This window comes from Streptomyces sp. CA-249302, from assembly GCF_050936785.1.
Taxonomy (GTDB): Bacteria; Actinomycetota; Actinomycetes; order Streptomycetales; family Streptomycetaceae; genus Streptomyces.
In genome coordinates, this window is the sequence record NZ_JBNJMG010000001.1 from 4,493,921 (window position 1) to 4,513,300 (window position 19,380).

At 70.2% G+C, this 19,380-nt stretch carries 15 protein-coding genes, 1 pseudogene and 1 riboswitch; of the genes and pseudogenes, 2 read left to right on the forward strand and 14 right to left on the reverse strand.

Translation table 11 applies throughout. The features are described 5' to 3' along the window. The first annotated feature begins 26 nt into the window (after positions 1-26). Positions 27-800 carry an ABC transporter ATP-binding protein gene (locus ACQEWB_RS20060; protein ID WP_432832857.1) on the forward strand — a complete coding sequence of 258 codons (774 nt, stop codon included), beginning with the start codon at positions 27-29 and terminating at the stop codon, positions 798-800. Then, the gene (locus ACQEWB_RS20065; RefSeq protein ID WP_432832859.1) at positions 800-3,328 is read left to right on the forward strand and encodes an ABC transporter permease; all 2,529 of its coding nucleotides are present in this window, start codon (positions 800-802) and stop codon (positions 3,326-3,328) included. Before ACQEWB_RS20060 ends, ACQEWB_RS20065 begins: the two co-directional genes overlap by 1 nt. 63 nt (positions 3,329-3,391) lie before the next feature. Here the strand turns inward: ACQEWB_RS20065 and ACQEWB_RS20070 are convergent, their stop codons facing one another. The 14 genes and pseudogenes from ACQEWB_RS20070 to ACQEWB_RS20135 form a co-directional block, all read right to left on the reverse strand. After that, positions 3,392-4,696 (reverse strand): class I SAM-dependent methyltransferase, encoded by a 1,305-nt coding sequence (locus ACQEWB_RS20070; protein WP_432832861.1) that lies wholly within the window; start codon positions 4,694-4,696, stop codon positions 3,392-3,394. Between the two features lie 205 nt (positions 4,697-4,901). After that, positions 4,902-6,281 (reverse strand): NAD(P)/FAD-dependent oxidoreductase, encoded by a 1,380-nt coding sequence (locus ACQEWB_RS20075; protein ID WP_432832863.1) that lies wholly within the window; start codon positions 6,279-6,281, stop codon positions 4,902-4,904. Positions 6,282-6,724: 443 nt separating this feature from the next. Continuing rightward, positions 6,725-7,666 carry an exopolyphosphatase gene (locus ACQEWB_RS20080; RefSeq protein WP_432832865.1) on the reverse strand — a complete coding sequence of 314 codons (942 nt, stop codon included), beginning with the start codon at positions 7,664-7,666 and terminating at the stop codon, positions 6,725-6,727. A gap of 142 nt (positions 7,667-7,808) precedes the next feature. Beyond that, complete coding sequence (locus ACQEWB_RS20085; RefSeq protein WP_432832867.1) at positions 7,809-8,336, reverse strand: DUF501 domain-containing protein; 528 nt, start codon at positions 8,334-8,336, stop codon at positions 7,809-7,811. 29 nt (positions 8,337-8,365) lie between these two features. Beyond that, positions 8,366-8,842 (reverse strand): FtsB family cell division protein, encoded by a 477-nt coding sequence (locus ACQEWB_RS20090; protein ID WP_432832869.1) that lies wholly within the window; start codon positions 8,840-8,842, stop codon positions 8,366-8,368. Positions 8,843-8,941: 99 nt separating this feature from the next. Continuing rightward, the gene (gene eno / locus ACQEWB_RS20095) at positions 8,942-10,228 is read right to left on the reverse strand and encodes a phosphopyruvate hydratase (RefSeq protein WP_432832871.1); all 1,287 of its coding nucleotides are present in this window, start codon (positions 10,226-10,228) and stop codon (positions 8,942-8,944) included. Between the two features lie 292 nt (positions 10,229-10,520). Continuing rightward, positions 10,521-11,204 (reverse strand): transglycosylase family protein, encoded by a 684-nt coding sequence (locus ACQEWB_RS20100; protein WP_432832873.1) that lies wholly within the window; start codon positions 11,202-11,204, stop codon positions 10,521-10,523. A gap of 3 nt (positions 11,205-11,207) precedes the next feature. Beyond that, positions 11,208-11,373, reverse strand: a riboswitch (cyclic di-AMP (ydaO/yuaA leader). Positions 11,374-11,591: 218 nt separating this feature from the next. Then, positions 11,592-12,539, reverse strand: a complete 948-nt coding sequence (locus tag ACQEWB_RS20105) for a transglycosylase family protein (protein WP_432832875.1) — start codon at positions 12,537-12,539, stop codon at positions 11,592-11,594. A gap of 153 nt (positions 12,540-12,692) precedes the next feature. Further along, positions 12,693-13,988 carry a cytochrome P450 family protein gene (locus tag ACQEWB_RS20110; RefSeq protein ID WP_432832877.1) on the reverse strand — a complete coding sequence of 432 codons (1,296 nt, stop codon included), beginning with the start codon at positions 13,986-13,988 and terminating at the stop codon, positions 12,693-12,695. Beyond that, positions 13,985-16,273, reverse strand: a complete 2,289-nt coding sequence (locus ACQEWB_RS20115) for a tetratricopeptide repeat protein (RefSeq protein WP_432832879.1) — start codon at positions 16,271-16,273, stop codon at positions 13,985-13,987. The genes ACQEWB_RS20110 and ACQEWB_RS20115 overlap by 4 nt, the downstream gene beginning before the upstream one ends. Before the next feature lie 42 nt (positions 16,274-16,315). After that, the gene (locus tag ACQEWB_RS20120) at positions 16,316-17,323 is read right to left on the reverse strand and encodes a nucleoside triphosphate pyrophosphohydrolase (RefSeq protein ID WP_432832881.1); all 1,008 of its coding nucleotides are present in this window, start codon (positions 17,321-17,323) and stop codon (positions 16,316-16,318) included. Positions 17,324-17,429: 106 nt separating this feature from the next. After that, positions 17,430-18,073 (reverse strand): annotated as a pseudogene (locus tag ACQEWB_RS20125) (SurA N-terminal domain-containing protein). 157 nt (positions 18,074-18,230) lie between these two features. Beyond that, the gene (locus ACQEWB_RS20130; protein WP_432832883.1) at positions 18,231-18,860 is read right to left on the reverse strand and encodes a hypothetical protein; all 630 of its coding nucleotides are present in this window, start codon (positions 18,858-18,860) and stop codon (positions 18,231-18,233) included. A 6-nt stretch (positions 18,861-18,866) separates the two neighbouring features. Further along, on the reverse strand, positions 18,867-19,355 hold the full coding sequence (locus tag ACQEWB_RS20135) for a hypothetical protein (RefSeq protein ID WP_432832885.1): 489 nt from the start codon (positions 19,353-19,355) through the stop codon (positions 18,867-18,869). Positions 19,356-19,380: the final 25 nt, after the last annotated feature.

A 19,380-nucleotide genomic window follows, 5' to 3' on the forward strand; every position in this document is an offset into this window, starting at 1 on the left:
CGCCGTCCTCCAAGGAGTCCCGTCCCGTGACCACCACACCAGTCGCCGACCGGTCCACCGCGACCGTGGCCGCACGCGCCACGGATCTGTCGAAGATCTACGGACAGGGCGAGACCCAGGTGGTCGCCCTCGACCGGGTCTCCGTCGACTTCCGGCAGGCCGAGTTCACCGCGATCATGGGCCCCTCGGGCTCCGGCAAGTCCACGCTGATGCACTGCGTGGCCGGCCTCGACACCTTCTCCTCCGGCTCGGTCCGCATCGGCGAGACCGAGCTCGGCTCGCTCAAGGACAGGCAGCTCACCAAGCTCCGCCGGGACAAGATCGGCTTCATCTTCCAGGCGTTCAACCTGCTGCCGACGCTGACCGCCCTGGAGAACATCACGCTCCCGATGGACATCGCGGGCCGCAAGCCGGACAAGCAGTGGCTGGACACCGTGATCCAGATGGTGGGGCTGAAGGACCGTCTCAGCCACCGCCCGGCCCAGCTCTCCGGCGGCCAGCAGCAGCGCGTCGCGGTCGCCCGCGCCCTCGCCTCCCGCCCCGACATCATCTTCGGCGACGAGCCGACCGGAAACCTCGACTCCCGCTCCGGCGCCGAGGTGCTGGGCTTCCTGCGCAACTCCGTAAGGGAGTTGGGGCAGACGGTCGTCATGGTGACCCACGACCCGGTGGCGGCGGCGTACGCGGACCGGGTCGTCTTCCTCGCGGACGGGCGGATCGTCGACCACATGTACGGCCCGACGGCGGACTCCGTACTCGACTTCATGAAGCAGTTCGACGCGAAGGGCCGCACCAGCTGATGTTCCGCACCGCCCTGCGCAACGTCCTCGCGCACAAGGCCCGGCTGCTGATGACCGTGCTCGCCGTGATGCTCGGCGTCGCGTTCGTGTCCGGCACGCTGGTCTTCACCAACACCATCTCCGACGCCTACCAGAACAGTTCGGCCAAGGGTTTCGACCAGGTCGACGTCGCCGTGCAGCCCAAGTCCCAGGAGGACAAGGGCAATACGATCAACAAGACGCCCGAGCTGACGAAGGCTCAGCTGGACACCGCGGCCAAGGTGCCGGGCGCCGCCGACGCGATCGGTGTCGTGAGCGGCTTCACCGCCATGGCCGACAAGGACGGCAAGCTCATCGGCGGCGGCTTCCAGTCCCGGGGCGGGAACTACTGGGGTGACAAGGACCCCCGCTACCCCTTGAAGGAGGGCTCCGCCCCGCACGGTGACAACCAGGTCGCCATCGACTCCGAGACCGCGGAGCGCGCCGGGTACAAGGTCGGCGACCAGGTGCGGCTCTCGGTCGACGGGCCCGTCCTCACCCCCACCATCACCGGCATCTTCACCACCGACGACGGCAATGTCGCGGCCGGCGGCAGCCTCGCCCTCTACGACACGGCCACCGCGCAGCAGCTGTTCGGCAAGCCCGGCACGTACGACGAGATCGATGTGAAGGCGGCTTCCGGCACCTCCCAGACCGCCCTGAAGGCCGGACTGGACAAGGCACTCGGCACCAAGCTCGTCGAGACCACGACCGGCAGGCAGCTGGCCGACGACCAGGCCCAGCAGATCTCCTCGTCGATGAGCGGACTGAAGCAGGGCCTGCTGGTCTTCGCGGGCATCGCGCTCTTCGTCGGCACCTTCATCATCGCCAACACCTTCACCATGCTGGTCGCCCAGCGCACCAAGGAGCTGGCGCTGCTGCGCGCGGTCGGCGCCTCCCGCCGCCAGGTCACCCGCTCGGTGCTGATCGAGGCGTTCGTGGTCGGCACGGTCGCCGGCATCACCGGCCTGGTCGCGGGCATCGGCATCGGCGCGGGCCTGCGCTCCCTGATGGGCACGCTGGGCGCCACCGTCCCGGACGGCCCGCTGGTCATCACGCCCGGCACGGTCGCGACGGCCCTCGTGGTCGGCGTCGTCATCACCATGGTGGCCGCCTGGCTGCCCGGCCGCCGGGCGGCGAAGATCCCGCCGGTCGCCGCGATGAGCAGCGTGCACGCGAAGGCGACCACCAAGTCACTGGTACTGCGCAACACGCTGGGCGCGCTGTTCAGCGCCGCGGGCATCGCGACCGTCCTCGCGGCCACGACGATGGACGGCTCGGACGGCCAGGCCCCCATGGGCCTCGGCGCGGTCCTGCTCATCGTCGGCGTCTTCATCCTCACCCCCCTCCTCTCCCGCCCGCTGATCGCGGCCGCGGCCCCGGTCCTCCGTGTCTTCGGCGTCTCGGGCAAGCTGGCCCGCCAGAACTCGGTGCGCAACCCGCGCCGTACCGCCGCCACCGCCTCCGCGCTGATGATCGGGCTCACCCTCATCACCGGTATGACGGTGATGGCGGGCAGCCTCCAGAAGTCGATCGACAAGATGGCGAGTTCGGCGATCCGCGCGGACTACGTGGTCTCGATGGCGAACGGCAACGAGCTCTCCCCGGACGTCGACAAGAAGCTGAACGCCACCGACGGTGTCACCGCCACCAGCCCCCTGCGCAACGTCTACTCACGCATCGACGGCGACGGCGAGTCCCTGACCGGCGTGAACGGCTCGGCGATCGCGAAGCTCACCGACCTGAAGGTCGACAGCGGCACCTTCGAGGTGGGCGGCGACCAGGCCGTCGTCGACGAGGACACCGCCAAGTCCTATGGCTGGAAGGCCGGTTCGACGTTCACCGCACACTACGAGGACGGCAGGTCGACCCGGCTGACGGTGGCCGGCATCTACGAGGGCAACGAACTGATCCGGGGCATCCTGCTCGACAGCGCGGTGGTCACCCCGCACATGACCGACCCCGGTGACATGCAGGTCCTGGTGAAGACGGCCGACGGCGCCTCCACCGCGACCAAGGACCGGCTGGAGAAGGCCCTCGGCACCAACCCGGCCATCAAGGTCCAGAGCAAGCAGGACCTGTCGAACAGCATCGCCCAGATGTTCACGCTGATGCTGAACATGCTCTACGGCCTGCTGGCCATGGCGGTGATCGTGGCCGTCCTCGGCGTGATCAACACCCTCGCGATGTCGGTCTTCGAACGCTCGCAGGAGATCGGCATGCTCCGCGCGATCGGCCTGGACCGCAAGTCCGTCAAGCGCATGGTCCGCCTGGAGTCCCTGGTGATCTCCCTGTTCGGCGGAGTGCTCGGCATCGGCCTGGGCGTCTTCTTCGGCTGGGCGGCGGGCGAGCTGCTCGGCACGAAGATGGCGACGTACGAACTGGTCCTCCCCTGGACCAGGATGGCGGTCTTCCTCCTCCTGGCCGCGACGGTCGGCGTCCTCGCCGCCCTCTGGCCGGCCCGCCGGGCGGCTCGCCTGAACATGCTGGCGGCCATCAAGTCGGAGTAGCGGTACGGCAGTCGGGGTCCCGTCCGGAAACGACCGGACGGGACCCCTTCGTACATCCGCCCCTCAGGCAGTCCCCCAAGTCCGCGCCCGCAAAGGCATCCCGGACTCCCCGCCCTCCGGACTCCGCACCGCCAGCACCTGGTTGACGCCGATGCGGTTGCGCTCGAAGGCGACGGCGCAGGCGGCCATGTAGAGCCGCCAGACACGCGCCCGCCCGGGCCCGGCGAGGGCCTGCCCGCGCCGCCAGTCGGCCTCCAGATTGGCCACCCAGCGGCGCAGGGTGAGCGCGTAGTGCTCCCGGATCGACTCGACGTCCCGCACCTCGAACCCGGCACGTTCGAGCTGGGTCACGGTGGTGCCGAGGGGCGCGAGCTCCCCGTCGGGAAAGACATACGCGTCGATGAACCCGTCGAGGTCGTACGCCGATTCGTCGCGCTGCGGCCGCCGCGCGATCTGGTGGTTGAGCAGCCGCCCACCGGGCTTCAGCAGCCGGTACAGATCCTCGGCGTACTCCAAGTACCGTTCGCTGCCGACATGTTCGGCCATCCCGATGGAGGAGACGGCGTCGTACGGCCCGTCGGCGACGTCCCGGTAGTCCTGCACCCGGATCTCGACCCGGTCGGTCAGCCCTTCGTCGGCGACGCGCTTACGGGCGTAAGCCGCCTGCTCCTGCGACAGGGTGACCCCGACGACGCTCACGCCGTGCTCCCGCGCGGCGTGGATGGCCATGGCCCCCCACCCGCACCCCACGTCCAGCAATCGCTGACCGGCCGTCAACCCCAGCTTCCGGCAGACGAGTTCGAGCTTGTCGCGCTGGGCGCTCTCCAGCGTGTCCGCGTTCTCGACGGCCCCCCAGTACGCGCACGAATACACCATCGAAGGCCCGAGGACGATCTCGTAGAAGTCGTTCCCGACGTCGTAGTGATGGCTGATGGCCCGCCTGTCGCTCCGCCTGGTGTGCAGATGGGTACGGCTCCTGCGCACCTCCTCGCGCGGCGGCGCGGGCGGCAGCGGCACCCCGGCCATCTTCACCAGCCCCCGAACGGCCGACCGCACCTTCGGGTCCCGCAGCATCTGTACGAGGCTCCGCGCGTCCTCCCCGCGCTCCCACACCAGTGTCGAGATCAGGTCGAGGGCGGTGTACAGATCCCCCTCGATCTCCAGGTCCCCGGCGACCCAGGCCCGGGCGAGCCCCAGCTCGCCCGGTTTCCACAGCAGCCGGCGCACGGCCCGCCGGTTGCGCACGACCAGCGCGGGCGCGCCCGGCGGCCCCGCACTCGACCCGTCCCACGCCCGGATACGCACCGGCAGCGGCGCCCCCAGCAACTGTTCGACGAGGCTCTTCAGCCGCAACGCGGCGTCGGCCATGGCGCACACCTCCGTGACAACGATCCCGGAACGTCCAGTCACCACGTAAACACCGCCGGGACACCTGCGCAGTCCCCGGAGGCATTACGAGTATGCAAAAGGTGCATGGGCCATCTATATGAGTGCGGTGCTCCGGGTACGCCGAAGGGCCCCCCGCACCACGGATGGCGGAGGGCCCTTCGGTTCGTTCGGCGACCGGAGTCGGTCAGGAGGCCTTGGCCTCGGACTTCTCCGGCTTCGGCGCCGCGGGCACCGGCTTCGCGGCCTCGTAGAACTCCTCGCGCGGGTGCTCCATCGCGCCGAGGGAGACGACCTCGCGCTTGAGGAACATGCCGAGGGTCCAGTCGGCGAAGACGCGGACCTTGCGGTTCCAGGTCGGCATGGCCAGACCGTGGTAGCCGCGGTGCATGTACCAGGCGAGACGACCCTTGAGCTTGATCTTCATCTTGCCCATGACGATCATCGCGACGCCCTTGTGCAGGCCGAGACCCGCGACGGCGCCCTTGTTGCCGTGGCTGTAGTCCTTCTGCGGGAAGCCCCGCATACCGGAGATCACGTTGTCCCCGAGGACCTTGGCCTGGCGCAGCGCGTGCTGGGCGTTCGGCGGGCACCAGGCGTTCTCGTTGCCCGCCTTGCGGCCGACGAGGTCCGGGACCTGGGCGTTGTCGCCGGCGGCCCAGATGTAGTCGGTGCCCTGGACCTGGAGGGTCGGGGCGCAGTCGACGTGACCGCGGGGGCCGAGCGGGAGGCCGTAGCGGGCCAGGGCCGGGTTGGGCTTCACGCCGGCGGTCCAGACGATCGTGTTGGAGTCGACCTCGAGGCCGTTCTTCAGCACGACATGCCCGTCGACACACGAATCCATCGAGGTGGAGAGGTAGATCTCCACGCCCCGGCTCTCCAGGTGCTCCTTGCCGTAGGCGCCCAGCTTGGGGCCGACCTCGGGCAGGATCTTGTCGGCCGCGTCGACGAGGATGAAGCGCATGTCCTCGCGGGAGACGTTGGTGTAGTACTTGGCCGCGTCGCGGGCCAGGTCCTCGACCTCACCGATGGTCTCGGCGCCGGCGAAGCCACCGCCGACGAAGACGAAGGTGAGCGCCTTGCGGCGGATCTCCTCGTCGGTCGTGGAGTCGGCCTTGTCGAGCTGCTCCAGCACGTGGTTGCGCAGGCCGATGGCCTCCTCGATGCCCTTCATGCCGATGCCCTGCTCGGCGAGGCCGGGGATCGGGAAGGTGCGGGAGACCGCGCCGAGCGCGATCACCAGGTAGTCGAAGGGCAGCTCGTACGCCTCGCCGACCAGCGGGGCGATCGAGGCGACCTTGCGGTCCTGGTCGATGGTGGTGACCCGGCCGGTGAGGACCTCCGCCTTGGGCAGCACGCGTCGCAGCGGGACGACGACATGGCGCGGGGAGATGTTGCCGGCGGCGGTTTCGGGGAGGAAGGGCTGGTAGGTCATGTACGACCGGGGGTCGACGACCGTGACGGTCGCCTCGCCGTAGCGCATCTTCTTGAGGATGCGCCGAGCTGCGTACAGGCCTACGTACCCACCGCCTACTACGAGGATCCTGGGACGCTCCGTGGTGCTCATGCCATCGAGTATCCACCCGGCTCAGGGGGGTCGCTCGTGCGCCCCTTCACAAGCTCTTGGAGGGGGTGTGTTATCCTCCGCGACCCGCGTGACGCAGGTCATGGTGGGCAGTGGAACCCCCGGGTCGGCGGGGGCCGTTGTCAATGCCGCGTGAGCTGCCTCTCTGGGTCGCAGGGCGCGCCGTGAGCGGTCCGAAACACCCTCGCGCGAGCCCTTCCCGAGGCGCCCCTTCTCACCCCTTCTGAACACGTTCAAGGGGCTGTTGGGCCCCCGTAAGGGCCAACCGGGCCCTTTTCCTTCTCCCGCGGGACGGAAATCCTTGTGAAGAACTTCACGAACTTTTCCGACGGCGCGTCGCGGAGCGGCCCGGAAGGCCCCTCCGGGCGCGCTCATACGCTATCCGACCTGCTCAGCAGAGAGCTACCGATCGGTAACAAGGAGACCTACGCCACCGACCAGGCGATGCCGTCGAGGATGTCGTGCTCGCTGACGACGACCTCCTCGGCGCCGATCCGCTCCATGATCGACAGGAGTACGAGGGCGCCCGCGGCGATGACGTCGACGCGGCCGGGGTGCATGGAGGGGACGGCCGCGCGCTCGGCGTGGGTGGAGTGCAGCAGCCAGTCGGTGATCTCGCGGACGCGGTCGTACGGGACGCGGGAGTGGTGGATGCGCTCGGAGTCGTACTCGGGCAGCTCCTGGGCGATCGCCGACACGGTCGTCACCGAGCCCGCGAGGCCCACCAGCGTGCGCGCCTCGCGCAGCGGGACCGTCTCCTCGGCGAGGTCCAGGGCCCGTTCGATGTCGGCCCGCATGGCCGCGATCTGCTCCGCGGTGGGCGGGTCGGTGACGGCGCCGTCCCGCACGAGGTGCCGCTCGGTCATCCGCACACAGCCGACGTCCACGGACCGGGCGGCCCGCACGTGTTCCTCTCCCACCACGAACTCCGTGGACCCGCCGCCGATGTCGACGACCAGGTACGGCTTGTCGAGATGATCGCTGCCCGTCAGCTCCTTCGTCGCCCCGGTGAAGGAGAACTCCGCCTCCTGGTCCCCCGAGATGACCTCGGGCTCGACCCCGAGGATGTCGAGGACGCCCCGCACGAACTCGTCGCGGTTCTCGGCGTCCCGGGAGGCGGAGGTGGCCACGAAGCGCAGCCGCTCGGCGCCGTGCTCCTTGATGATCGCGGCGTACTCCCGGCAGGCGGCGAAGGTCCGCTCCAGCGCCTCGGGCGCGAGCCGCCCGGTCCGGTCGACCCCCTGCCCGAGCCGCACGATGGTCATACGGCGGTCCAGGTCGACCAGTTCACCGGTCGCGGGGTCACAGTCCGCGACGAGGAGCCGGATGGAGTTCGTACCGCAGTCGACGGCGGCGACACGGGTCATGGTTGAGGCCCTTCTGTGGTCGCGGGAACTTCTCGATGCCGGTCGAGCGATATCAGCCCGTCCGGCGTTTGAGGACGAGGCCCTTTCGGGGCCGAAGCGGGGGTCCGGGGGCGGCAGCCCCCAGGGCCTGCTGCACCGACGCTCACTCCTCAGCGGCGCCCGGCACGACACACGGCCCCTTCAGCCACCACTCCGGCAGCATCGCGATCGCCTCGTCGCCCAGCGGGTTGACGCCCGGCCCGGCGGCCAGCGAATGGCCCACCAGGACGTGCAGGCACTTCACCCGGTCCGGCATGCCGCCGGCGCTCGGGAAGCCCTCCAGGACCTCGATGGCGTCACGGCGGGCGATGTAGTCCTCGTGCGCGGCCCGGTACGCCTTCGCCAGCTCCGGGTCGGTCTGGAGCCGCTCCGTCATCTCCTTCATGACGCCGTTCGCCTCCAGCGTGCCGATCGCCGACGCGGCGCGCGGGCACGTCAGGTAGTACGTCGTCGGGAAGGGCGTGCCGTCGGGCAGCCGGGGCGCGGTCTCCACGACGTCCGGCTGACCGCAGGGGCATCGGTGGGCGATGGCGCGCAGCCCGCGCGGCGGACGCCCGAGCTGCTGCTGGAAGGCCTCGACGTCCGCGTCGGTGGGCTCGGTGCGCGGGGTGGTCGGCGGAGGCGTTTGCATACTTCGGGGACTGTCTCTCTAGTCTCGGGTCACTGGTCGGAGGCGTCGGACTTGTCGACCCCGTCCCAGACGTTCGTGTACCAGGGCCGGTCGGCGGCGCCCAGTTCGGCGCGGGACTGCTTGGCCGCGTCCGGGTCGATGACGACGTAACCCGTCTCGCCCGGCAGCACGTAGTGCAGCCGCTGCCGGATCTGCTGCTCGGCGTAGGAGTCGTCCTGCCAGCGGGCCTTGAGGTCGCGCAGCTGCTCGACCTTCTCCTGCTCCTGCTGCTTCTGCCGCTCCAGGTCGGAGATCTCGGCGCGCTGGGAGACGTACTGCCTTATGGGATAGGCGAGCGCGACCACCAGGGTGCACAGGACGAGCGCCAGCAGGGCCGCGCGGCCGGTGAGCCGGGAGCGGCGGGCCTGCCGCTTGGTCTGGGAGCGGTAGACCCGGGCCGCGGTCTGCTCGCCGAGCAGCTTGAGCCTGGTCGCGGTGGAGAACCGGTCCCGGTCCTTCACGGCCATGTCCCCGCCTCCCGTTCATACGCGCGTACGTCCCCGCACACGGTACGGGACCGGTACGGGGACGTACGTACGACTGGCGCAGCCTTAACCCTTAACGGGTCAGCCCTTGAAGCGGGGGAAGGCGGAGCGGCCGGCGTAGACCGCCGCGTCGTCGAGGATCTCCTCGATGCGCAGCAGCTGGTTGTACTTGGCGACGCGCTCGGAGCGGGCCGGGGCGCCGGTCTTGATCTGGCCGCAGTTGGTGGCGACGGCGAGGTCGGCGATGGTGACGTCCTCGGTCTCGCCGGAGCGGTGCGACATCATGCACTTGAAGCCGCTGCGCTGGGCGAGCTCGACGGCGTCCAGGGTCTCGGTGAGCGAGCCGATCTGGTTCACCTTGACCAGCAGGGCGTTGGCGGCGCCGTCGTCGATGCCGCGGGCCAGGCGCTCCGGATTGGTGACGAAGAGGTCGTCGCCGACGATCTGGACCTTGTCGCCCAGCTTGTCGGTGAGGACCTTCCAGCCCGCCCAGTCGTCCTCGAACAGCGGGTCCTCGATGGAGACGAGCGGGTAGGCCGCGACGAGCTCCTCGTAGTACTCCGTCATCTCGGCGGCGGAGCGCTCCTTGCCCTCGAAGAGGTACTTGCCGTCCTTGTAGAACTCGGAGGCGGCGACGTCGAGCGCGAGGGCGATCTGCTCGCCCGGGGCGTAACCGGCTTCCTTGATGGCCTCGAGGATGAGGTCGAGGGCGGCGCGGTTGGAGTCCAGGTTCGGGGCGAAGCCGCCCTCGTCGCCGAGGCCGGTGGACAGGCCGCGGCCCTTCAGCACCTTCTTGAGGGTGTGGTAGACCTCGGTGCCCCAGCGCAGCGCCTCGGAGAAGGACTCCGCGCCGATCGGGGCGATCATGAACTCCTGGATGTCCACGTTGGAGTCGGCGTGCGAGCCGCCGTTCAGGATGTTCATCATCGGGACGGGCAGCAGGTGCGCGTTCGGGCCGCCGAGGTAGCGGAAGAGCGGCAGGTCGCTGGCCTCGGAGGCGGCGTGGGCGACGGCGAGGGAGACGCCGAGGATGGCGTTGGCGCCGAGGGAGCCCTTGTTGTCGGTGGCGTCCAGGTCGAACATCGCCTGGTCGATCAGGCGCTGCTCGGTGGCGTCGTAGCCGACGAGCTCCGGGCCGATCTGCTCGATGACGGCGAGGACGGCCTTCTCGACACCCTTGCCCTGGTAGCGGTTGGGGTCACCGTCGCGGAGCTCGATGGCCTCGAAGGCACCCGTGGAGGCGCCGGACGGGACGGCGGCACGACCCGTGCTGCCGTCGTCGAGGCCGACCTCGACCTCGACCGTGGGGTTGCCTCGGGAGTCCAGGATTTCCCGGGCTACGACGACGTCGATGGACGGCACGAGCATCTCCTTCTTGGGATCTGACGCGGCTACGGCACTGCCGCAGCGGCTCTGCGAGACGAGCCTAACCGGCTCCGGCCGATCGGCCACGTCGCCGACCGCCCCTTGGGCAGAACCGAGAGTAAATTGTTTCCGAACGGAACAAAAACCTGCGCGAAAGAGCGCACAAAAAGCCCCGCCCCGGTGCGTACGGGGGAACACGCACCGAGACGGGGAGCCCGTGGGGGACGGGGGAGACCCTCACGTGTCCTCCATATTGGTGGACACGGCTGTGTGGGCCCTGTGGTTCAGCTAGGACTTACTTCAGGTGCAGCTGCTGACCCGGGTAGATCAGGTTCGCGTCCTCGACGATGTCCTTGTTCAGCTTGAACAGCTTCTGCCAGCCGCCCTTGACCTTGTGCTTCTCGGCGATCGAGCTGAGGGTGTCGCCCTTGACGACCTTGTACTCGCCGTCGCCCTTCTTGACCTTCTTGCCGGTCGGGGTGGTGACGGTCTTCGTCGACTTCTTCACCGTCGTGCGCTCGGAGGAGCGGGAGGCGGTCTGCGACTCGGAGGAGCGGGTGCTCGTGCTGCTGGAGGAGGAGCTCGACGCGCTGCTGCCGTTGTAGGCGGCGCTGGACAGGCCCGTACCGCAGACCGGCCAGGCACCCTTGCCCTGGGATGCGAGGACCTTCTCGGCGACGGCGATCTGCTGCGCCTTGGAGGCCTGGTTGGCCTGCGAGGCGTAGGCGGTGCCGCCGTACGCGGCCCAGGTGGAGGCGGAGAACTGAAGGCCGCCGTAGTAGCCGTTGCCGGTGTTGATGGACCAGTTGCCGCCGGACTCGCACTGGGCGACGGCGTCCCACTCGGAGGCGGTGGCGGCGGAGGCGTTGCCGGCGGCCATCAGCGGGGCGGCGATGGCGACACCGGTGACGCCGGCGAGCGCGGCGACGCGGGTGGCCTTGGACGGACGACGATGCTTGCCCTTGCCGGAAAACAGCATGGTTGATCCCCTCACCGACGCCTGCGAGGTGAGCTGTCGGGTTCGGGCCGGTTGAGTTGCCCTGCCACGTGCCTCCCGGCACGCGACTTCACCCCAAGCCGCCACCGTCAACTGCCCGGTGGGGCACTTACCTTGGGTCCCCCGCTCCTGCCTACGGCGCTGCTAAGCGACGACTGTTCCCGTACGGCCGCTGGCAGGACTCGGCGTTGCGACAGACGGGGCTCGGGTTGCCGAGCGGTGACGACCGTAGACAGGGACTCCGCGGAATTTCAAAGACGATCAGGGCTTCTGAGACTCATCCCACACTTTCACCAAACCGGACATTCAGTGGCGAAACATGACGCGAACTCCCGTCGTTTTTCGCCCTGTTCGACGCCGATTCGACACCTATTCGACGGGGAGTTCCAGGGTCTGACCGGCGCCGATGCGGTTCGGGTCGGTGCCGATGGCCTGCTTGTTCGCGGCATAGAGGGCGCGCCACCCGCCGTCCAGGCCAAGGGAGTCGGCGATCGAGGCGAGGGTGTCGCCGGCGTGGACGGTGTACGTGTCGTTCGTACGACCCGTGTCCGCGTCCTCCTCGGCGGCGGCACCGCGGTGGCGGCCGCCGCCGATCGCGCCGGTGTCGACGAGGCTCCAAGAGCCGACGGCCTGCTCGGAGTTGTCCGACTCGTCACCCTTCGCCCGATCTGTGGACGAACTGTCGGCCTCCTGTGAGGCGGAGGGCGACGCCGAACTGTCGGATTTGGCGGAGTTGTCCGCGCCGTCCGCCCCGTCGGCAGAGGCGCTCGGGGAGGCCGAACTGTCGGATCCGTCACCCGAGGACGAGGACGAGGAGTCCGAGGCCGAGTCGCCGGACGAGTTGGACAGGCCCGTGGAGTCGGAACCGCCGGACGAGTCGGAACTCCCGGACGAACCGGACGAGTCGTCCGCGACACCGGTGTCCACGTCGGCCGAGCCGGAGTCCTTGGTCAGCCCGGTGGTCAGCCCGCAGGTGTGGAACGCGCCCACGCCCTGGTCGTCGAGCAGCTTCTCGGCGACGGCGATCTGCTGGTTCCGGCTGGCCAGATCCGCGCTCGGGGCGTAGTCGAGGCCGCCGTACTGCTCCCAGTGCTCCTGGGTCAGCTTCAGTCCGCCGTAGAACCCGTCACCGTTGTTCTCGCTCCACGAGCCGCCGGTCTCGCACTGGGCCACCTTGTCCCAGGTGTTCCCGTCGGCGGCGCTGGCGCCGCTCGCGGCGAACAACGGGATCGCGATGGCGGAGCCGGTCACGCCGGCCGCGACGAGGAGAGCCGGAGCCTGGCGGGGGCGACGGTGACGACCGTTCCCGGAGAGCATGCGGAGGCCTTTCGCGAGACAGCAGTGACCGCGGCGCGTGAAGCTTGGGCCAAACCTTGGCGCCGCCATGGTCCGAGAACCTATCGACTGACGATCACTTGTCACAAGTTAATGCCGCGTAGATCACGTGAAGATCACAGACTTGAGTGCGTGTCACGTTTGGCCGGATGGCTGTAGTGGCTCAACAGGGCTGAACTCGACCGGCAGCGTACGCAGTCCACGCATGATGAGCCCCCCGCGCCACCTCAACTCCGCCGGGTCGGCGGCAAGTTGCAGATCCGGGAGCCGGGTGAGGAGGGTGGCGAGCGCGGTCTGCCCCTCGAGTCGGGCCAGCGGGGCGCCCAGACAGTAGTGGATGCCGTGTCCGTATCCCAGGTGCTGGTTGTCGCGGCGGGAGAGGTCGAGGGTGTCGGGATCGGCGAAGCGCTCGGGATCCCGATCAGCCGCGGCGAGTACGACGAGCACCGGATCGCCGGTCGCGATGTCCTGGCCGCCGATGCTGAGCGGCTCGGTGGCGAACCGCCAGGTGGCGAGCTCGACGGGACCGTCGTACCGGAGAAGCTCCTCGACTCCCGTCTCCAGCAGGCCGAGTTCGCCGGCGGCGAGGGAGGACTGGAGGCGGTGGCGCTGGTCGGGGTGGGTGAGGAGGGCGTAGGTGCCGTTGCCAATGAGATTGACGGTGGTCTCGAAACCGGCGAACAGGAGGATGAAGGCCATGGCGGCGGCCTCGTTCTCGGTGAGGTGCTCGCCGTGGTCGGAGGCGCGGATGAGACCGGAGATGAGGTCTTCACCGGGGGCGGGTTCGGCGGGCAGTGCCTCGCGTTTGCGGTGGATGAGTTCGGCGAGATAGCCGCGCATCTTCTTCACGGACCGCGCGACGCCGCCGCGCGGTCCGCCGCCGTGCCGGATCATCATCCCGGCCCAGTCCCGGAAGTCGTCCTGGTCCTCTCGGGGGACGCCGAGCAGATCGCAGATGGCGTAGATGGGGAGGGGGAAGGCGAAGTCGTGGATGAGGTCGGCTTGGCCCTTCGCCGCGAACTGGTCGATGAGGTGGTCGGTGAGCTGCTGGACGCGGGGCGTGAACTCGGCGACGCGGCGGGGGGTGAAGGCCTTGCTGACGAGTCGGCGGAGGCGGGTGTGGTCCGGGGGGTCGATGTTGAGGAGATGCGTCATCAACTCGGCCTTCCGCTCCCCCGGGATACCCGTCTTCCCCTTGGCGTGGGCGGGCTCGTCGTGGTGGGCGGGGTTCTTGGAGAGGCGGGGGTCGGCGAGGGTCTGCTTGGCGTCGGCGTACCGGGTGACCAGCCAGGCTTCCACTCCGCTGGGGAGGGTGGTGCGGTGGACGGGGGCGTGGTCGCGGAGCCAGGCGTATGCGGGGTAGGGGTCTGTGGCGAATTCCCAGGTGAAGAGTTCGGGGGTGGGGGTGGCGGGGGTGGGCTGGTTGGTCACTCGTCGACGGTATCCGGCGGATCGGTGGCGGGGTGGCCGGGTGGCTTCGGGAGGCTTTCGAGGAGGTCGGGCGGGTTGGCTTCGGCGGCCCTGCGGAACCATTCCTCGGCCTCCGCGGTCCTGCCCTGCTTTCTCAGCAGTTCCGCGATGAGGTCCTCGGTGTCCGTGACACCCTGCCCCAGAGCCTGCTGATACAACGCCATGGCCTCGTCGGAGCGGCCCTGTCCCTCCCACCAGATACCCAGGTTGCGGGTCGCGTCCGCGTCCCCGCCGTCGACCGCCTGCCGGTAGAGCCGCTCCACCTCGGCCATGTCGCAGTCGGTCCGCCAGGAAAGCTGCGCCCCCAGTTCGCTCGCCGCACGCGCGTCTCCCCATGCGACCGCGTAACGGAGCCAGTCGTGGCCCTTCGCCTCCTCCGCCCACCACCGGCTGAGGAGGGTGCCCAGACTCCCCGCGACCTCCCGATGGCCGGCGATCGCGGCCCTGCGCAGCCAGCGGATCGCCTCACCCTCACGTCCGGTCCCGGCGAGCATGTCGGCCAGCTCGTGCGCCGCCGTCCAGTCCCCCGCCTCGGCCGCCGTGCGCAGCCAGCGCTCCGCCCGCCGCCGCAGCAGGCTGCCGAGCCGGGCGGCGGCTTCGGTGCTGCCCGCCGTGGCCGCCAGTTCCAGGTACCGCAGCGCGCGGTCCTCGTCGCCGCGGTCCTCCATGATCCGCGCCAGTTCGACCTGCGACGGCAGGTGCCCCGACTTCGCCGCCATCCTCAACCACGCCTCGCGCTCCTCTCCCTCGGCGCGCCGGGCGAGGCCGAGCACCACGTCCAGGTCACCCGCCTCGATCCGGGGCTGCATCGCCGTGCGGGCCGCGTCGAGGACTGTGCGGAAGTCGGGCGCGGAACCCTGCCCACGGAACGCGTCGAGCAGCGTCCACCACACCCCGTCCGGCACCGGCTCCAGGTCGCCCGACCCCACCGCCTCCGCGACCAGCGCCCCGTACGCGCGCCAGGTGTCTCCCTCGTCGCCCGGCACCAGCAGTCCCGAGACCCCGAACATCGGGGTCGTCGCCCAGGCGAAGGCGTCCTCGAACGACTCGCGTTCCTCTGCCCGGTAGTGCTCCTGCACTTTCCCGAGCAACTCGGCGGACACGCCCCCGACCCCGCACCGGGCGATGTCGACCGCCGCCCGGACCAGCAACTGCCCACGCGGATGCTCCAGTTGGGTCCCGACGCGGCGCCACTCGTCGAACAGGTGGTGTCCGACGGCAAAGTACGAGGCCACGCCCTCCGCACCGCTCCACATGTACGCCGGGTACGCACGCGGGTCCTCGAGCCGGGCCAGCCGGTCCAGTTCGGCCGCACTCCAGTCCCGGCCCAGCTCCACCGTGCGGGCATCGGCGACGACCCGCTCGCCGGGCGCCGTCCCTCTTCGACGGCGGTAGTACTCGTCGGGGCTCATCGTGCCGAGTACGACGGCGCCGAGGCTGGTGAGCCGCCCGAGCAACCGGGGGTCGAGGCCTCCGTCGCCCAGATGGTCCGTCAGTTCGTCCAGCCAGACGACGTACTTCCCGGGGCGCCCTTTCAACGCGGTGAGCACGGGACGCAGGTCTTCCCCCGGATCCGGCACGTACAGCCGGTGCCCCACCAGCGACCGCACCCCCTGCCACGCCGTGTACGACTTGCCGACGCACGACTCCCCCAGGATCAGCACCAGGCCCTTGGGGACGAGCACGGCGCGTAAGACGTCGTCGCAGTCACGCGACACGTACGGCGGCACGTCGGACAGCCCCGGCACGTGCCGGGTCGGCCGCACCCCGAACTCCAGCGGCTCCACCTGCTCCACGGGCCGCCACTCCGCCGGCGCGGGAACGGTCCCGTAGTGGTTGTGCTGCACCCCGACCACCCGGTCGTGGAAGGTGCTGTCACGGAAGTCGACGTGGTCGCCGGCGGCGTAGGTGCTGTTGTCACCGGTGATGGCTACGCCGATGCTGCCGCCGACGGCGACGGAACGGGGGCCGGTGGCGGTGACGGAGGGGGCCGGGTTTCTCGGTGCGGGCTTGGGGCCGTACTCGAACGCGATCTCCTGAAGTTCGGAGATGGCCAACGGGTAGTCACGGCTCAGCTCCTCCAACGTCGCGCGCCAATGCACGGCCGCGGCCTGCCGGGTCGGGCGCATGGTCGAGAACCCACTGGCCCAGACCCGGGAAAACACCTGCTCGATCCCGCTGGCCGCGGCCGGCACCCGAATCGCCTGCGTCAGTGCCTCTGCCAGCTCCCCGAACTCCGCTGCCACACCGGCCCCCACACCTCGCACCCACCCGTTGCCCCAACGGTACTAAGCAGACAGCCCCTCAGCAGCCCGTACCGCATCCCGATAAGCCCGCGCAGCGACCCGCAGCGCTGCCTCCGGATCCACCCCTTCCGCCTCCGCCCGCACCGCCAGCGCGAGCAACTCGTAGCCGAGGCCCTCTCCTTGAGGGAGCGGTACCTCAAGTCCCGCCGTGCGTACGCGCGATGACAGCTTCGAGGCGAGGGCCAGGCCCGGCTGGCCGAGGGGTATGCCGTCCGTCACCGACTCGCGCTGCTTCTCTATGGCCTTCGTGCGCAGCCAGTGCTCCTTGACCTCCTCCGGGGTCGTCGCGGTCTCGTCGCCGAAGACGTGTGGGTGGCGGTGGATGAGCTTGGTGACGATGCCGCCCGCCACGTCGTCGATGGAGAAGGGGGCGTCCGGGTCCTCCTCCGCGATACGGGCGTGGAAGACGACCTGGAGCAGGACGTCGCCGAGTTCCTCGCGGAGCTCGTCGCGGTCGCCCTCCTCGATCGCCTCGACCAGTTCGTACGCCTCCTCGATGCCGTACTTCGCCAGGCCCTTGTGGGTCTGCTGGGAGGACCAGGGGCACTCGGCGCGGATGCGGTCCATGACCTGGACGAGGTCGAGGAGGCGGGCGCCGGGGAGGTCGTAGGAGGCGGGGAGGAGTTCCAGCTCGGGCATCGAGACGCGTCCGGAGCCGGCCAGGCGGGCCAGGCCGTCGGTGAGGGTCGGCTCGCCCTCGCCGGACGCCACGACCACGACCGTGCGGCCGGCCGTGCAGGCGGACACCAGCTCCTCCGCCGTCGGGGACGTCTCGTCGACCCGTATGCCCGCCTCCCGCAGATACGGCAGCTGCGGATGCGTGCCGTCCGCGCACAGCACCCGGTCGGCCGCGTGCAGCGCCTGCCAGGCGGGCCAGGACAGCAGGCCGGGGGCTACGCGGTGGCTGGTGGTGAGCAGGACGATGCGGCCGGGGGCGGCGGCCGCATCGGGGTCCTGGTCAGGGGCGGCGTCGAAGCTGGTTGCGTTCACGATCCGAAAGTAACCCACCGCGCCGACAGCCCCCCGAGTTATCCACAGGGCACCGGAAAGGGTACGGCCACCACGGGCCGCCGTACCGCTCCTCCACCTGCGTCGTCTAGGCCGTCCCCTGCGAAGCCTGCGCCGTCACCTCACGTACCCACGGCGTCCTCGCGTCCACGCGGCTGCTCTTCTGGACGTCCCAGGCGCCGTAGCGCGGGTTGAGGTCGACCTTCAGTTCCTTGGAGGCCGCGGAGAGGGCGCTCCAGAAGGCCGGCTTGCTGGTGTCGGTGCCGAGGGTCTGGGCGAGTTTCTGGGCCTCCAGCTGGAGGCGGAGGTTGTCGTCCAGGCGCTGCGGGGCGACGCCGTACTGCTGGAGCCAGGCGGTTTCCAGCGCCTTGGAGCCGCCGACCTGCTGTTCCAGGCCGGTGCGCATCTGCTGGATCTCCTTGGTGGTGACGGCGACGCCCGCGTCCTGGGCGGCCCGGTGCAGCACCCGGTCCAGGACCATGCCGTGCAGCGTGTCGCGGGTGAGGCTGCCGGTCTGGGCGACGGCCTGCTTGTACTGCGCCTCGTTCGCCACGGCCGCACGCTGTGCCGTGCGCACCTCGTTCACCCGGTTCTCCAGCTGCGCCACGCTGATCCGCTGGCCGCCGACGACGGCGGCCGCGCCGGGATGCGCGTCGCTTCCACAGGCGGTGAGAAGGGGGCCGCGGCGATCGCGGCGGTGAGCAGGAGCGCGGTGCGACGGCGGCGGTGCAAGGAAGCCTCCCGAGGAGATTGTGCGACGGTGCACAAAGTCTTGCGGTGATCGATGGTAGGCAGTGGGACGGCTGGGGCCAACCCATTCGACCAACGATTCATCGGGGCTTCGGGCACCGCCACGCCCCCGCGTGGTCCGGCCCGAGGACGGAGGCCCTCAGCCCCGCGCGCCGACGGCCTGCTTCACCGCGGTGGCGACACCGGAGCGCAGTCCGTCGTCCACGGGAACCCAGGCCACATTGCCGGCGTCGGTCTTGCCTTTGCTTCCGCTGCCCACGAGCACGAACCCCAGCTTCGCGTACCGTCGGGTCGCCTCCTGCGCCGCCTTCACCTCGGGGCCGCCCACCGCGAGGACGACCTCGCAGGAGCCCTGGAGCATGGCGTTGAGGAAGGGGCGGGCGTTGGCGGTGCTCTGTTCTCCGGTCACCGAGGAGTAGCTCACGCGCGCGTGCGTCGTGAGGGAGGCGTCCTGCATGCCCTGCCAGACGGCCGCGGCGGCCTTGGCGTTGATGCCGTTGCGGTCGGTGAGCAGGCACGCGTCGGTCTCGGTGTAGTGGCGGGCCCGGGTCGCGGGGATAGGTGGGCGGCTGCTGCCGTGGTTGTAGAGGAGGAACCCGGTCACGATCACCGCGAGGGCGACACCGACCGCCGTACCGATCATGGCGAGGGTGCGCCCGCCGAGCGAACGCAGCCCGGCCACCGCCGCGCGCCCCACGGCGGCGAGCCGCGACGTCCCTTCGGCCCGGACCGGCCGTGTCCGCGTGACCTGACGGACCTGCTTGACCATGTAGTGCTACTCCTCCACGCGCTCGGCCACCGGGTCGACCACCTGGTCGACATCCGCGTGTCCCACGTATCCCGTGTATCCCGTCCGCTCCCGCGCCCCCGCGAGCGCCGGTGCGCCGGCGCGCTTGCCGATCCACCGGCGCGCGCTCCCGTCCGCACTCCCGTCCGCGCGCCGGGGCCACACCGTCCACGCGTGCGCCGCGGCGCCCGCCATCGACAGCGTGATCAGCAGCAGGTCCACCGCGAACAGCGCGCCGTGCGTGTCGTCCGGCGTGAGCGCGAGTTCGGTGAGCCAGGCCACCAGGACCGCGCTGAAGCCGCCGAAGGCCAGCCAGTCGGCGCGGGTGCGGCGCCGCAGGGCGAGGACGAGGGACGGTACGGGGCAGAGCAGGCCGAGGCTGACCACCGGCAGCGCGGCGAACCCCGCGCGCACGGCGGGCAGTCGCAGCGCCGGCGCGGCGGGCAGCTTCAGCACCCGCTCAAGCAGCCTCGGCATCCTCATAGCCCTCGCCCTCGCCCTT

Coding starts and splice junctions, on each gene's coding strand:
- ACQEWB_RS20065 (WP_432832859.1), top strand. CDS start 800: ATGTTCCGCACCGCCCTGCGCAACGTCCTCGCGCACAAGGCCCGGCTG.
- ACQEWB_RS20070 (WP_432832861.1), bottom strand. CDS start 4,696: ATGGCCGACGCCGCGTTGCGGCTGAAGAGCCTCGTCGAACAGTTGCTG.
- ACQEWB_RS20075 (WP_432832863.1), bottom strand. CDS start 6,281: ATGAGCACCACGGAGCGTCCCAGGATCCTCGTAGTAGGCGGTGGGTAC.
- ACQEWB_RS20080 (WP_432832865.1), bottom strand. CDS start 7,666: ATGACCCGTGTCGCCGCCGTCGACTGCGGTACGAACTCCATCCGGCTC.
- ACQEWB_RS20085 (WP_432832867.1), bottom strand. CDS start 8,336: ATGCAAACGCCTCCGCCGACCACCCCGCGCACCGAGCCCACCGACGCG.
- ACQEWB_RS20090 (WP_432832869.1), bottom strand. CDS start 8,842: ATGGCCGTGAAGGACCGGGACCGGTTCTCCACCGCGACCAGGCTCAAG.
- eno (WP_432832871.1), bottom strand. CDS start 10,228: ATGCTCGTGCCGTCCATCGACGTCGTCGTAGCCCGGGAAATCCTGGAC.
- ACQEWB_RS20100 (WP_432832873.1), bottom strand. CDS start 11,204: ATGCTGTTTTCCGGCAAGGGCAAGCATCGTCGTCCGTCCAAGGCCACC.
- ACQEWB_RS20105 (WP_432832875.1), bottom strand. CDS start 12,539: ATGCTCTCCGGGAACGGTCGTCACCGTCGCCCCCGCCAGGCTCCGGCT.
- ACQEWB_RS20130 (WP_432832883.1), bottom strand. CDS start 18,860: ATGGTCAAGCAGGTCCGTCAGGTCACGCGGACACGGCCGGTCCGGGCC.
- ACQEWB_RS20135 (WP_432832885.1), bottom strand. CDS start 19,355: ATGCCGAGGCTGCTTGAGCGGGTGCTGAAGCTGCCCGCCGCGCCGGCG.